This window comes from Streptomyces lienomycini (assembly GCF_027947595.1).
Taxonomy (GTDB): domain Bacteria; phylum Actinomycetota; class Actinomycetes; order Streptomycetales; family Streptomycetaceae; genus Streptomyces; species Streptomyces lienomycini.
Window position 1 is genome coordinate 4,112,808 of record NZ_CP116257.1, and the last position, 13,602, is coordinate 4,126,409.

General features: G+C 71.0%; 12 protein-coding genes. 2 read left to right on the forward strand and 10 right to left on the reverse strand.

Features of this window, described 5'->3' with window-relative positions:
* The first annotated feature begins 158 nt into the window (after nt 1-158).
* Nucleotides 159-1,823, forward strand: a complete 1,665-nt coding sequence (locus BJ961_RS18560; protein ID WP_271413912.1) for a (2,3-dihydroxybenzoyl)adenylate synthase — start codon at nt 159-161, stop codon at nt 1,821-1,823.
* A gap of 75 nt (nt 1,824-1,898) precedes the next feature.
* Here the strand turns inward: BJ961_RS18560 and BJ961_RS18565 are convergent, their stop codons facing one another.
* The 10 genes from BJ961_RS18565 to BJ961_RS18610 form a co-directional block, all read right to left on the reverse strand.
* Nucleotides 1,899-3,479 carry an ABC transporter ATP-binding protein gene (locus BJ961_RS18565; protein ID WP_271413913.1) on the reverse strand — a complete coding sequence of 527 codons (1,581 nt, stop codon included), beginning with the start codon at nt 3,477-3,479 and terminating at the stop codon, nt 1,899-1,901.
* Nucleotides 3,476-4,336: an ABC transporter permease gene (locus BJ961_RS18570; RefSeq protein WP_271413914.1), complete on the reverse strand. Its 861-nt coding sequence runs from the start codon at nt 4,334-4,336 to the stop codon at nt 3,476-3,478. Before BJ961_RS18570 ends, BJ961_RS18565 begins: the two co-directional genes overlap by 4 nt.
* Nucleotides 4,333-5,283 carry an ABC transporter permease gene (locus BJ961_RS18575; protein ID WP_271413915.1) on the reverse strand — a complete coding sequence of 317 codons (951 nt, stop codon included), beginning with the start codon at nt 5,281-5,283 and terminating at the stop codon, nt 4,333-4,335. The genes BJ961_RS18570 and BJ961_RS18575 overlap by 4 nt, the downstream gene beginning before the upstream one ends.
* Entirely contained in the window at nt 5,280-6,866 is a 1,587-nt protein-coding gene (locus BJ961_RS18580; RefSeq protein WP_271413916.1) for an ABC transporter substrate-binding protein, read from the reverse strand. Before BJ961_RS18580 ends, BJ961_RS18575 begins: the two co-directional genes overlap by 4 nt.
* Nucleotides 6,867-7,049: 183 nt before the next feature.
* Entirely contained in the window at nt 7,050-7,271 is a 222-nt protein-coding gene (locus BJ961_RS18585; RefSeq protein WP_271413917.1) for a ferredoxin, read from the reverse strand.
* Nucleotides 7,272-7,701: 430 nt separating this feature from the next.
* Entirely contained in the window at nt 7,702-8,583 is an 882-nt protein-coding gene (locus BJ961_RS18590; protein ID WP_271413918.1) for an alpha/beta fold hydrolase, read from the reverse strand.
* A 41-nt stretch (nt 8,584-8,624) separates the two neighbouring features.
* On the reverse strand, nt 8,625-9,917 hold the full coding sequence (locus BJ961_RS18595; RefSeq protein ID WP_271413919.1) for a type 2 periplasmic-binding domain-containing protein: 1,293 nt from the start codon (nt 9,915-9,917) through the stop codon (nt 8,625-8,627).
* Nucleotides 9,918-9,981: 64 nt separating this feature from the next.
* Nucleotides 9,982-10,560, reverse strand: coding sequence for a TetR/AcrR family transcriptional regulator (locus tag BJ961_RS18600; RefSeq protein ID WP_271413920.1), 579 nt, complete (start codon nt 10,558-10,560; stop codon nt 9,982-9,984).
* 308 nt (nt 10,561-10,868) lie between these two features.
* Nucleotides 10,869-11,351 carry a hypothetical protein gene (locus tag BJ961_RS18605; protein WP_271413921.1) on the reverse strand — a complete coding sequence of 161 codons (483 nt, stop codon included), beginning with the start codon at nt 11,349-11,351 and terminating at the stop codon, nt 10,869-10,871.
* A 391-nt stretch (nt 11,352-11,742) separates the two neighbouring features.
* Nucleotides 11,743-12,114: a cupin domain-containing protein gene (locus tag BJ961_RS18610; protein ID WP_271413922.1), complete on the reverse strand. Its 372-nt coding sequence runs from the start codon at nt 12,112-12,114 to the stop codon at nt 11,743-11,745.
* A gap of 49 nt (nt 12,115-12,163) precedes the next feature.
* On the opposite strand from BJ961_RS18610, the gene BJ961_RS18615 reads away from it, so the two are divergent.
* A complete protein-coding gene (locus BJ961_RS18615) occupies nt 12,164-13,114 on the forward strand; it encodes a helix-turn-helix domain-containing protein (protein WP_271413923.1) in 951 nt (316 codons plus the stop codon).
* The last annotated feature ends 488 nt before the right edge of the window (nt 13,115-13,602 follow it).

Genomic DNA, 13,602 nt, shown 5'->3' on the forward strand with positions numbered 1-13,602 from the left:
GGAGGGTTCGGGTGGGGTGACTGCGCCGCGCGGGGGCTTCGAAGGGGGGCCGCAATCACCCTAGATGGAAATGATTATCATTTCTATAGTTCGCATCGTAGTCACACAAGGGCCCGCGGCGCCAGAGCCCGTGGCCCGGAAACGAGAGGCAGGACCCCATGACCGAGACCGAACAGACCTGGACCGAGGCGGAATCGGCGCGCTATCGAGCCGCGGGCCACTGGCAGGGATTGACGTTCGGCGCCCGGCTGCGCCGGTCGGCGGCCGCCCACGGCGACCGTGTCGCCCTCGTCGACGGAGACCGCCGGTGGACCTATGCGGACCTGGACGCCGAGGCCGACCGCGTGGCCTTCGGGCTGAGGGGTCTCGGGATCGGGCGGGGCGACCGCGTCGTCGTCCAGCTCCCCAACCGCGCCGAGTTCGTACTGGTCTGGTTCGGCCTTCAGCGCGTCGGCGCCGTGCCGGTGCACGCCATGCCCGGCCACCGGCGCCGGGAGATCGGTCACCTGGTACGCGTGTCGGGCGCGGTGGCCTGCGTGGTGCCCGACCGGCACGCCGGGTTCGACTACCGGGAGCTGATGCGCTCGGTACGGGGGGAGCACGGGCGGGGCCGTTCGCCGCGGGTCGTCGTCGTGGTCGGCGATCCCGGCCAGGAGAGCGGCTTCGTCTCCTTCGAGGCGCTGCGGACGGCTTCTTCCCCGACGCCCGCCGACACCTCGCCGGACGCCGTGCGGGGGCCGGGTACCGATGACGGCGGAGCGGACCCGGCCGACGTCGCCCTCCTGCTGCTCTCCGGCGGCACCACCGGCCTTCCCAAGCTCATACCGCGCACCCACGACGACTACGCGTACAACGCCCGCGCCTGCGCCGAGGTCTGCGCCCTCGACGAGCGGACCGTCTACCTCGCGGTGCTGCCGATCGGGTTCAACTTCACCTTCGCCTGCCCCGGCGTGCTCGGCACCCTCCTGGCCGGTGGGACCGTCGTCGTCGCCCCCGACCCCAGCCCTCAGACGGCGTTCGCGCTCATCGAGCAGGAGCGCGTGACCCTCACCTCCCTCACTCCGCCGCTCGTCACCCACTGGGTGAACGAGGCGGCCTCCGGCGCCTGGGACCTGGGCAGTCTCGTCGTGGTGCAGGTCGGCGGGGCGCGGCTGCCCGAGGAGCACGCCAGGAAACTCGGTCCGGCACTCGGGGCGACCGTGCAGCAGGTCTTCGGCATGGCCGAGGGGCTGATCAACCTCACGCGCCTCGACGACCCGGAGGACCTCGTCTGCGCCACCCAGGGCCGGCCCGTCTCCCCGGACGACGAGATCCTCGTGGTGGGCGCCGACGGCAGGCCCGTGCCGGACGGTTCGGCGGGGGAACTGCTCACCCGCGGGCCGTACACGCTGCGTGGCTACTACCGCGCCGAGGAGCACAACCGCACGGCGTTCACCCCGGACGGCCACTACCGGACCGGCGACGTCGTGCGGCGGCTGCCGACCGGGCACCTCGTGGTGGTGGGCCGGATCAAGGACCAGATCAACCGCGGTGGCGAGAAGATCGCCGCGGTCGAGGTGGAGGAGCAGTTGCTCACCCATCCCGCGATCACGGCGGCGGCGCTGGTGGGTGTGCCGGACGAACGCCGGGGTGAGCGGACCGTCGCCTTCGTGGTCTGCGACGGCGAGGCCCCGGACGCGCGGGAGGTGGCCGCCCATCTGAGGGAGCGCGGACTCGCTCCGTACAAGGCGCCGGACGAGGTCGTCCAGGTCACCGGCCTCCCGCTCACCGCCGTCGGAAAGGTCGACAAGTCCAGTCTCGCGCAGGAACTCCTGCGGCGGTGACGCGTGGTGCGGAGGGGCGCCGGCGGCCCGGCCGGGTGCCCCTCCTGCCCACCGTAAGGAGCCCCGCACCCGCGCCTACTCGGGCGCGGTGAGGACCGGACCGTCCCCACGGGCGAGGAGGTGACGGGTGACGGGATGCTCCGGGTGCACCAGTACGCGGTCGGCCCGGCCTGCTTCCACCACCCGCCCCCCGTCCAGCACGACGACCTGATCCGCGCGGGTGGCAGCGACCGCCAGGTCGTGCGTCACCATCACGACGGTCAGACCGAGCGTCCGCCGCAGGGAGTCCAGCAGGTCGAGGACTCTGCCCGCCGTCTCCGGGTCGAGAGCCGAGGTGATCTCGTCGCAGACGAGGACACGCGGTCCGGCGGCCAGCGTCCGGACGAGCGCCACACGTTGCCGCTGGCCCCCGGACAACTCCCCGGGCCGGCGGCCCAGTACGTCCGTGTCCAGCCCGACCGGCCGGAGCAACCGCACCGCCTCGTCGGACGCGGCCCGCCCCGGCAGTCCCCCGACTCCCCTGAGCGGACGGGTGAGCGCGACGCCCACGGACTCGCGCGGGTTGAGGGCACCGCGGGTGTCCTGTGCGACGAGTTGCACCGGAGCCCCGCGCCCCCCTCTCGCAGCGTCGGCCGCCCACTCGACGCTCCCGGACGCCGGCGGGTGGAGCCCCGCGAGGCAGCGGGCGAGGGTGGTCTTCCCCGATCCCGACGCCCCGACGATCGCGGTGCAGGAACCCGCCGGGACGGTGAGGGAGACGTCGTGCAGCACGCAGACGCGCCCGTGGACGGCGTGCAGTCGCCGCACGGAGAGCGCACCGACGACGGAGGGTCCGGCGGCGGTGACGCGGGCAGCCTCGCCGTGGGCGCCATCGCCCGGGGCGGCCCGGGACCGCGGGACCGACGGCGGCGCCACTGGCATCCCGCGCCCGGCGATCCGCCCCGCTTCCAGGCGGATCACGTCGTCGGCCACCGACCCGATCCACGCCGGGTCGTGGCTGACCAGCAGTGCGGCGCGGTCCCCTTGGCACAGGACCTCGGCCAGCAGGGCGCGCATCCCGTCGGCCAGGACCGGGTCCAGCCCACTGGTGGGCTCGTCGAGGACCAGCAGCCTGGGCCGGCCCGCCAGCGCCAGCGCGAGGGCCACCCGCTGGGCCTGCCCGCCCGACAGCTGCCCGGGCAGCCGCCCGCGGAACTCCCGGTCGGCCGGCAGCCTTACGGACAGCAGAAGTTCGCCGACCCGCGCGCGGACACCGTCCCTGCCCTTCACGGACGAGCGCAGCCGCACCGCCTCGGCGATCTGGCTGCCGATCCGCAGCGCGGGATTCAGTGAGGAGGCCGGGTCCTGCCCCAGGAAGGAAACCACCCGGCCACGCAGCCGACGGGCGTCCGCGCGGTCGAAGGGATCGAGGCCGGCGACCCGGACGGTTCCGGCGCGAACATCCAGGCCCGGACGCACATGCCCGAGCAGGCCGTGCGCCAGGCTGCTCTTACCCGATCCGGACCGGCCGACGACCCCCAGCACCTGCCCGGCCGGCAGCGACAGGCAGACGTCGCGCAGGACGGGCGGCCCTCCGGCCACAGGACCCAGGGTCAGCCCGCTGATCTCGGCGAGCGGTTTGGCGGCCGGCGGCCGGGGCGTCGAGCGGCCGGTCATCCGGCGCCCCGCCCCGCCGTGTCCGCCAGCCGCCCCGCCAGCAGGCCGACACAGACCGACAGCAGCACCAGCATCAGCGCCGGAGCGAGGAACGGCGTCGCGGCCAGCGTCGCTCCGGGGACGTTCTCACTCACCATGTGCCCCCAGTCGGGAGTCGCCCCGCCCGGTCCGAGGCCGAGGAATCCCGCGGTGGCGGTGAGGTGCAGGGAGGCGACCAGACGGAGCGCCGTGTCCGTGAGAGCCGGTCCGGCGATGTTGGGCAGCACGTCATGGCGCAGTACGGCCCACCGGGTGTCACCGCGGGCCAGCGCGGTCTCGACGTACGCGCTGGCGAGCACCGTGTCGGCAGCGGCACGCAGCACACGGGTGGAGAACGGGACGGTGGCCAGAGCGACCGAAGCCACCAGCGCGGTGTGACTGCCGGGGAACCCGGCAGCGAGGACGAGGACGACCAGGAGCGCGGGAAGAACAGCCAAGGCGTCCACGCAGCGGAGCAGCAGGTCACCCAGCCGACGCGAGGCCAGGGCCGCCAGGACGCCGGCAGTCATACCGACCACTCCGGCAGCCGCCGTACCGGCCAGCGCGGTGAGCACGATCGTGCGGCCGCCGGAGAGCACCCGGCTCGCCACGTCCCGGCCCAGCACGTCGGTGCCGAGTGGAAACTGGGCGTCGGGCTGCTGGAAGGGGGTGGCGAGTTGCGCGGTGGGGCTGTGCGGCGCGACCAGCGGACCGGCCAGCGCGAGCAGAAGGACGAGCAGGGTGCACGTCGCGGTGAGCAGCGGCGGCCCGGGGCGTCGGGGCGTGCCCGACCCACCGGTGCGTGTCCGTCTCCCCCACGGTGCGAGGACCGTCGTCATGGTCGGTGTCCCTCCCGTGCGACGAGCAGCCGCGCACAGATGTCCCCCGCCAGCAGCACCAGGAGCATCACCCCGGCGAGCGCGGTGGCGATGCCCTGCACCATGGGTATGTCCCTCGCCGCGACGGCCAGTTGCAGTTCCCGGCCGATGCCCGGGTAGTCGAAGACGTTCTCCACCACCACCGCGGATCCCACCAGCGCCCCCGTGGTGAGGGTGAGCGCCTGGACGGCGGGCCCCGCGGCGTTGGGCAGGATGTGGCGGACGGCCAGCCTCACGCCACGCACTCCGTTGAGTCGTGCGGCCTCGCAGTAAGGGGTGGCCGCGGCGTCGGCGACGGAGGACCTCAGCAGCCTGGTGGCCACCGCGAGACCGACCGCGCTGAGTGTCAGCACGGGCAGGATCAGCGCGTGCGGTACGTCGAGCGGCGTGCCGCCCAACGGGACGACGGAGACGCGCGGCAGGATCTCCAGCCACACGGCCAGTACGGCGACGAGCAGCGCGGCGACGACGAACTCCGGTACGGCGGCCAGGGTCTGGGCGGCCGTGGAGACGATCCGGTCGCCGGCTCCGCCCCGCAGGCCCGTCCACAGGCCCAGCAGCGTGGCGAACGGCACGGTGACCGCGAGGGTGAGTCCGGCCAGGAGCAGGCTGTTCGGCAGGCGGGTCGACAGAACCTCGGTGACCGGCCGGTCCCCCACGAAGCCACGGCCCAGGTCCCCGCGGACCGCGCCGGCCACCCAGTCCGCGTACCGCTCGGCGGCAGGGCGGTCGAGGCCGAGTTCGGCCCGGACGCCGGCGCGCTGCGCCTCGGAGGCGTCCACACCCGCGACGGCGCTCACGGCGTCCCCGGGGAGAACCGCCGTGGCCGCGAAGATCACGGCCGACAGCAGGACGAGCAGCACGGCCGCCCCCGCGAGGCGGCGGCCGGCGAAGGCGGCCGGGCTCACGCCAGCGACGCCTGGGAGAAGCCGGGGAACTGCTCGAAGAGGTCGTCGCGGATCCCGGTGACCCCCTTGGCCTGGGCATTCAGGTTCGGTTTGAAGACCGGCAGCACCTGGTTGCCGTCCTCCCAGCGCGTGCGCTGCGCCTGCGTGCCCAGCTTCTTCGCCTCGGCCCGGTCGCTCTCGGCGCGGGCCTCGGCGACGAGGGTGTCGGTGGCGGACTCGTTCCAGCCGAACGCCGACGGAGATCCCCCCGCCGTGCTCATCTGGTAGGTCGACAGGGCGGGGATGGGCATCTGGTACGCCCCGGCCAGCGGTAGCGCCGCGTACGCCGGGAAGTCGGCGTAGAGCTGTCCCGCGGGCAGTTCCCGGAGCGACGCCCGGACGCCGGCCTCCTTCAGGTCCTCGACGAACAGGGTGGCCGTCTCCACCATGCCCGGCGTCTCGGGGCCGGTCGTCAGCGTCACCTTCATGCCGTCGGCCCCGGCCTCCTTGAGCAGCGCACGTGCCCGCTCCGGGTCGTGGGCGCGCTGGGGCAGCCCCTCGGCGTAGTCGGGGAAGCCCATGGCGGGGAGGTCGTTGCCGACCTGGGCGTTGCCGTAGAACACGGTCTTCACCATGGCCTGCCGGTCGACGGCGAGCTTGAACGCCTCCCGCACCCGGGGGTCGTCGAAGGGCTTGGCGCTCATGTTCATCTGGAAGGACAGGCCGACGAGATAGGGGCTCTCGGTGGGGACGAGTTCGACCCTTCCGTTGTCGTCGAGCGTGCGCGCGGTGACGGGTGACAGGTCGTGGGCGAAGTCGATCTCGCCGCTGGTGAGCGCACCGGCCCGGGCGGTCGAGTCCGCGATCGACCGCAACTCCAGGCCGTCCAGGCGCGGCACGTGTCCGTAGTGGTCGTCGTAGCGCTCGAACGCCGAGCCCTGACCGGCGGTGAACTCGGTCAGCCGGAAGGGGCCGCAACTGGGCATGCCCTCGCGGAACTCCTGGGTGCCGTCCTTCACGACGAGGAAGTTGCCCTGGCAGAGGATCATGCGGCCGTCGGCGATGGGCCGCAACGTGGGCAGTACGACCTTGAGGTCGCCTTCGGCCCTGGCGTGCGCGAGGTCGAAGTTGGCGGCGGCGAGCCGGTACACGGGCAGCTTGCTCCGGGCCGCGAGACCGCTGAGCGAGTGCAGGACGTCGGCGGCGGTCAGCTTGGAGCCGTCGGTGAAACGGACGCCGGGCCGTACGTGCAGGGTGTAGGCCGACAGGTCCGCTGAGACCTCGATGCCCTTGAGAACGCCGTAGCGCACGCCGTCGGGACCGCTGGGGTCCAGGTTGCCCAGGGTGCCGTGCCAGGCGCGGGCACGCACGAGGTCCAGTGCGGAGGGGCCGTTGAAGAAGTCGAGCGACTCGGCGGCGCCGCCTCCGACGAAGGCGGCGCGGAGTGTGCCGCCCGAGCGGGGCGAGGAGCCGGCCCCGGCCTTCGCGTCGGTGCCGGGCTCGTCGGTGGAGCACGCCGCCAGCAGGCCGGGGCCCACCGCCAGGGCCCCGGCTGCCGCCGCACCTCGGCGGAGGAAGGCGCGACGGTCGATCTGTCTGGACATGCTTCTCCTTGACGTTCTGCTGAGCTGATGGCGTTCGCCGCACTGGTCCGGGAGCCGTGGAAGGACTCGGCGGCGGTGGAGGTGCGGGCGGCACGGGAGCGGGCGGCCGGGAATCGAGGCGCGCTCGGCTGGAGTTCCGCCGCTTTCGGCCTCGTCCGGCCCTCGCGGCGCGGGGCTCACCGATCACCGCAGGGTGAGAGCACCCGACGGGCAGGCCCACACGGCCTCACGCACGGCATCGGCGTCGGACGCGTGAGGCTCGTCGTCCAGGACGAGCACCAGTCCTTCCTCCTCGTCCTGGTCGAACACCGTCGGCGCGGCGAGAACACACTGCCCCGCCCCCACACACCGGTCCCGCGCCACGCCGACCTTCCCGGCTCCGGACGACTGTCGTGCCACGGTCATGAGTGCCCCCTCCCCTGCCGCCCACGCGGGGCGTCTGTGCGACAGCCCGACAGTAGTCGGTAATGACTTCCATATTCAACAAGGCGGCACGCCCTGCCCTCACCGACACACCCGCCGAGAACGGGACGCCGACCTCCGCACGTTCGACCAGGCCGACCTCCTGAACAGCGGTGATGCGCTGACCGCTTGAGCTCGCCAAGGTTTCAGGAGAGCACGACAGTGATCAGCGCGGGACGGTGTCGTTCCGGGGTTCCAGGGATGCGCGTGGTGCTCAACCTCGTCTCGCGGAGGGCTACTTGGAGCGCGCCCGCCGAGGGCTGGTGGGGCCGAGGGGGCCTCGTGGCTGTGCGGAACCAGATGGTTCGTTTCAGGCACGAGGCCCTCGCCGTGCCGGGCCGCTTCAGATCGTCGACCTCAGCGCCCGGTGCGGTTACTGGTGGGTGGCCAGGAACGGCAGGAGGACGTCGGCCATCTCGTCGGGTACTTCCTCTGCGAGGTCGTGGCCGGCGTCGAAGACGTGCCCGGTGACGTCGTGAGCCATGAGTCGCATCTGGGACTCGTTGCGGTCGCCGATGAACGCGGATCCGCCCAGCGCCAGGACCGGGATGTCCAGCTTCCTCTGTGCGGTCTGCCGGTTCTGTTCGGCGTCGACGAGCATGGCCCGGTAGACGGAGAGCATCGCGCGGATTCCGCCGGGCATGGAGTAGCAGCGCACGTATTCGTCGACCGCGTCGGGGGTGGCGGTGTCGGGCCGGCTGCGCTCGTACTTGATCATGTAGGTGATCAGCTCGCGCTCGTGTCCGCTGATCAGCATCTCGGGTACGTCGGGCTGGAAGTAGAAGCCCAGATGCCACAGGTGCATGCCGCTGGAGACGTTCTCGGGGGTGAGGGCCGTGTGGTCCTCGAAGCCGAATCCGGGGAACAGTGCCTCGGCGAACACGAGAGCGGTGACGTGGTCGCGGTGGCGGGCGGCGAGCTGGTAGCCGATCACCGCTCCCCAGTCCTCACCCGCCACGGCGTATGTCTGGTGTCCGAGGTGGTTCATCAGCGCGGCGATGTCGTCGCTCATGGTGGCGGAGTCGTAGCCGTCCGACGGTCGGGCTGAGTCACCGAGACCGCGGAGGTCCGGCACGACGACGGTGTAGTGGGGCGTCAGCTTCGGGACGAGGTGACGCCAGTGGTAGCTGGTCTTGGGCACACCGTGCAGGAGCACCACCGCGGGGCCGGACCCGGCTGTGCGGTAGTGCAGACTCGTTCCGTTCACAGCGGCTCGGCCCGTGCGGACGGGCGTTCCTTCATGGTCGAACATCATGTTCTTCTTCAACCTTCTTGTTGTGCGTGGCGATGCGGGCGTCAGTGGGCTTGCGCGGAGTCGACGAGGATCGCCAGGCGGCTCGGTCCGGTGCCGTCCGCGGTTGTCGGGGCAGAGGAACGGGCAGCGGAATGGTCGGCGGGGCGCAGGGTGAGGTTCTCCGGGTAGAGCCGGCCGAGCAGGGCCAGCACGGCGAGGTCGCCCTGACCGGTGGCGTCCAGGGTGACGACGCCGCTCTCCGTCCACACCAGCCCCGGCGCGCGCAGCGCGGACCAGACGTCGGCGGTGCCGGACGCGTCGCCTGCGGCGGAATCCTCACACCGGGTGAAGCGGTGGCCGCGCAGGGCTTGGCCGAGGTCGACGTGGGCGGTGGTGCCGTCGTGGGTGACCTCGATGCGGGCGGTGCGGGTCCCGTCGGCGACCGGCGCGGTGACGGGACGGGCGGAGAGCGGGCCGGACGTGGTGGTGACGGGCGGCAGGTCCTCGACGAGGGTGCGGGGTGCGGCGTAGTAGTCCCGTACCTCGGCGACATACGTGGCGGCTTCACCGACGGCCGGGTCGGAGCGCCAGGTCAGCAGGTACCGGGGTGCGGTCAGGGGTGGCTGGTCGAGGACGGCGGGCAGGGCGGTGCCGCCACTCGCCTCGAAGCCGTAGCCGGCCGGGCCGGAGGTGCCGGTGACGACGTTGCGGGCGAAGGCCACGATGCTGGTGTGCCGGATCTGCCGCACCAGGAGTTCGGTGAGGAACGCGTCGCGGGCCGGTTCGGTGTGCCGCAGTCCGTTCGGGGTGATCAGGAGCGGGACACCCTGCCAGTTGGTGAAGGGCAGCAGGGCGTCGCGCAGCAGGACCATCTGGTGGAGCCACTCGTTGTAGAGCTGCATCGTGACCGGTCCGCCGCGGCGTCCGAGGAGCAGATCGGCTGCGGGAGGGGTGAGCAGGTGGCCGTAGCAGTGGCTGCGGACGACCAGCGGGCCGGCGGGCAGCGGTATCGGATCGGTGAGCAGCCTCTCCAGCGCCTCGGTCGCCCAAGAGGCAAGCTCCTGGCCGATCGTCTCGGCCTGCGCTCCCAGTTCGCGCGCCGCCGGGGCACTGTCCGGGCCGAGGAACAGCGGGAGGGAGGTCTCCCGGGTGCCGAGGGCGAGTGCCGCGCGGATCTGATCCTCCAGCACCTCGCGGTCTGCGGTGGTGAGGGCGTTGTCGTCGATGATGCCCTGGAGCAGCGGTTCGGTGGCGGTGAAGAACTCGCGGGCGGTCAGGGTGGTACCGGCCGCGGGGAAGGTGTTCCAGCGGCTTCCGCCGAGAGCGGGCGTATCCGGGACGGATGTGCGGGGCATGGGTCCTCCGAAGTCACTGTCCGATTTTCTGGATCGTCTGTTACAGATTCTGGGCATGAAAAAATCAGTCGAGGGCGGCCAGCGCGACCTCCACAAGGGGTTCGAGGGCACGGACGTCCGGCGTGATCTTCGCGGATACCAGCAGTCCGTTGAGGAAGGTGACGAGGAACCCGGCGAGAGTGTACGGGTCGTGCCGCTCCGCGATCTCGCCCCGCTCCGCCGCGACCCGCAGCACTTCGGCGAGCGCGTCCCGGCTGGCGTCCTGCATGTCGTGCACGGTGCGCCGGATCGCCGCATCCTCCGGCAGGCGCTCGCAGGCGGCATTGACCGCCAGGCAACCCCGGCCATTGTCCGCCACGGCGATCCGGACCCGCTCGACCAGCATCGTGCGGATCGCCGACCGGGCGTCCGACCCCTCCTCCAGGCTGCGCAGGGCGGCCGCCGCGAGGGTGGTGCGGTAGTGCTCCAGCGCCGCCCGGTACAGGCCGTCCTTGTCGCCGAACGCCGCGTACAAGGACCCCTGCCCGATCCCCAGGTGCCCGGTCAGGTCGCGCACCGAGGTGGCCTCGTAGCCGCGCGTCCAGAACAACTCCATCGCGCGGCTCACCGCCGCTTCCGTGTCGAACTCCCGGGTCCTTGCCATGACCTCACCGTAACGTATCTGGATCGTGCGCTCAAGAAAAGAGCCTGTGGCCGTCTGTCCATGCGCCGACCTGCGTAGAGCTGGATGACAGTCGCGCCCAGACCACCCTGATCGCCCCGAGCGTCACGCGCCGCCTGATCGCAGAGTTCACCGCCCGTCCCGAACCAGCCCCACGAACACAACCGGTCGGAACATCACCGAGCGGAAGCACAAGGTACTGACCCTCGTCGGACGGGGCATGTCCAACACCGACGTAGGCCGTGACACCATGCCGAGCCCGGCCGAGATCACGGGATCGGCCGCAGAGGCTATCCAGCAGCCTCGGCCTCGACGATGACGGTGCCTATGGCCGATTCCGGGCCGGGCCCCTCCGGACGGTCGACCCTCCACCAGCCCAGCACGTCCTCGTACTCCGGCTGGCAGATCGCACGTCCTTCGACCGTCATCACACGCCCCTGATACGCCTGGGCGTACCGTGCTCGAACCGAGTAGACGCCGGGTTCGTCAGGAACAACAAGGTCACACGACACATTGACCCACTCAGCCGGACCAGGGTTGTCTTCCGCCAGTGCCTCGACGTGCGTGCCGGCATTGACCACCTTCAAGCCGCCCCCGCTGCGCTGCTTGCCGTTCCACACCGACGCCTGGGCTCGATCCTGGCCCGCCAGCCCTACGATGACCTGATTGACGGCGTTGCCGCACTCCGAGCAGTCGTGCAGCACATCGAAACTGACCGTGTGTGAACCTCCTCCGCGGACACGGACCATGTCGCCCCGGCCATCGATCTTCACGTTGCGGACCTTGAACCGATACCCCGGCCCGCAACACGGTTGCCACCTCAACGTCGGAACGGGCTCAAAACGCGTCTGCCGGACCCGCTCCCGACGACGGCCATGACCCAGAGACCACCACGAGACGAGGGCGCTCACAGCACCTCTGCGCATTCGCCGACGAATGCGCAGAGCCGACGAATGAGGCTCAAGAAGGAGGCGGCGGAGTCCGGGGGGGCAGGGGATCGCACCCCCGACACCGGCAACATAGGGTTCGGAACGTCGAGCGGCCCCCCGTCGACGCTGTCGGCCCGCCGGGGGGCCGTGGCTCCGGCTCGTCGAGCCGGACGAAGCCGTGCATCGAGCAGACCGCCGAGTGCCCCTGCCCCGAGGACGCTCAGACGCCGTGAGATCAGTCCAAGGGCTCAGCAGCCTTGGTCAGCGGCCCGCCCGCGTCACCTGTATTGAGGACCCCTGCCGGTTCCAGCAGCAGAATGGCAGTCTCCTCGTCCGCCACCGGGCAGTGTTCGGCGCCCCGCGGAACCACGAACAGCTCACCCGGTTCGAGCACGACGTCACCGTCCCTGAGCTGGATGGTGAGCCGACCGCTGATGACGAGGAACAGTTCGTCGGTGTCCTCGTGGGTGTGCCAGACGAATTCGCCCTTCAATTTGGCGAGCTTGACCTCGTAGTCGTTCAGGTCGGCGATCTTCTTCTGGGTCCAGAGCTCATCGAACTGCGAGAGCTTGTGGGCGAGGTTGACGGGTGCCTTGGGTTCGGTCATGCGATCAGCCTGCGGCCGTTGATCGCCCCTTGTCTTGTACGTTCCTGGCATGACTGCCCACCAGCCCCGAACGCGGATCAGCGCCTGGAGGCCATCGGTCGCAGGGATCGCCGAGGTCTTCCACGCCCACTTCGCTGATCACGCCTACCCGCTCCATACCCATGACACCTGGGACTTGATGATCCTTGACGACGGTTCCGTCGACTTCGCCGTCGATCGCCGTCGGCACGAGGCCGCCGATGCGGGCACGGTCATTCTGCTGCCGCCTGGCGTCCCCCACGACGGGAAGACGGTCAAACCGTCGGGATTCCGCAAGCGCGTCCTCTACCTCGACACTTGTGTCCTTCCGGAACGACTGACAGGGGCCGCGGTCGACCGTCCGATCCACGGAGATGGACTGCTGCGCCGTCGCATCCACCAGTTGCACAGAGTCCTCGCCCACTCCGGAGACCAGTTCGAGGCAGAGTCCAGGCTGACCTTCGTCCGCGAGCGGCTGCTCTTCCATCTCCATGCCTCGCAGGTCAAGACACCGGGACGTGAGGCCGGGCGAATAGCTGCCGCTCTGCGCGAACTGCTGGACTCACGCATACACGCTGGGGTGTCCCTCAACGAGGCGGCCACGATCCTGCACGCCCACCCCACCCACCTGATCCGCTGTTTCAGACAGACATACGGAATGCCGCCGCATACCTACCTCACTGGCAGGCGCATCGACCGGGCACGCCGCCTCCTGCTCGCTGGTAAGCGGCCGGCCGACGTCGCCACCGTGGTCGGCTTCTACGACCAGGCACACCTGAACCGGCACTTCACCCGGCACCTGAGCGTCACGCCCGCGCGCTACGCCGCCTTGCACGATCGCAGGGCCACCGGGAACGTGCGGCGTCTTCGGCAGGCAGACCAGAAGGAACGGTGGTTCCCGGTGAAAACGACCACTGCTCAGGACTCGTGGATCGGTTCCGGAAGTTCTCGCAGAGGGCGTACGTTCCCGAACGATGCTTAAGATCTCCGAGTAGGCGCGCGTTGCAGCGCGCCTGCGGGTGTGGTCGCTGTTCCGCGCCTTCACGCTCAAGCTGCCCCGGCAGCCGGACGACCTGCTCGCATCATCCAACTGGCCCCAGCTCAAGACCACCGCCGGAACGAACGCCGAGGCCATCGGGATCCACGCCGACGGCGGCCGCACCAAGCGGTCGGCTCAAACAGTTCCGCGCCATGGCGACACGCTTCGACGAACTCGCCGTCCACTACCGGGCCGGACTCCACATGCGACCTGGTAATCCGAGGCCCGCACCGCTGATTCCTGTGATGGGAAGGCGCTGAGGGCGATGCCGGACGGCGTCGCCCTCCTTGCTGTGCCTGCCGCGTGAATCACGTCCCGATGCCACCCGTCCCTTACGGAGGCAGTGACGCTTTGAGCTCGGCATCGTTTGCCGCCAGATCGATTCGGCGCGGTGGTACTCCAGCACGTCATGCGTCCCCCTCTGGCCTATC

Coding starts and splice junctions, on each gene's coding strand:
- BJ961_RS18560 (WP_271413912.1), top strand. CDS start 159: ATGACCGAGACCGAACAGACCTGGACCGAGGCGGAATCGGCGCGCTAT.
- BJ961_RS18565 (WP_271413913.1), bottom strand. CDS start 3,479: ATGACCGGCCGCTCGACGCCCCGGCCGCCGGCCGCCAAACCGCTCGCC.
- BJ961_RS18570 (WP_271413914.1), bottom strand. CDS start 4,336: ATGACGACGGTCCTCGCACCGTGGGGGAGACGGACACGCACCGGTGGG.
- BJ961_RS18580 (WP_271413916.1), bottom strand. CDS start 6,866: ATGTCCAGACAGATCGACCGTCGCGCCTTCCTCCGCCGAGGTGCGGCG.
- BJ961_RS18585 (WP_271413917.1), bottom strand. CDS start 7,271: ATGACCGTGGCACGACAGTCGTCCGGAGCCGGGAAGGTCGGCGTGGCG.
- BJ961_RS18590 (WP_271413918.1), bottom strand. CDS start 8,583: ATGATGTTCGACCATGAAGGAACGCCCGTCCGCACGGGCCGAGCCGCT.
- BJ961_RS18595 (WP_271413919.1), bottom strand. CDS start 9,917: ATGCCCCGCACATCCGTCCCGGATACGCCCGCTCTCGGCGGAAGCCGC.
- BJ961_RS18600 (WP_271413920.1), bottom strand. CDS start 10,560: ATGGCAAGGACCCGGGAGTTCGACACGGAAGCGGCGGTGAGCCGCGCG.
- BJ961_RS18610 (WP_271413922.1), bottom strand. CDS start 12,114: ATGACCGAACCCAAGGCACCCGTCAACCTCGCCCACAAGCTCTCGCAG.
- BJ961_RS18615 (WP_271413923.1), top strand. CDS start 12,164: ATGACTGCCCACCAGCCCCGAACGCGGATCAGCGCCTGGAGGCCATCG.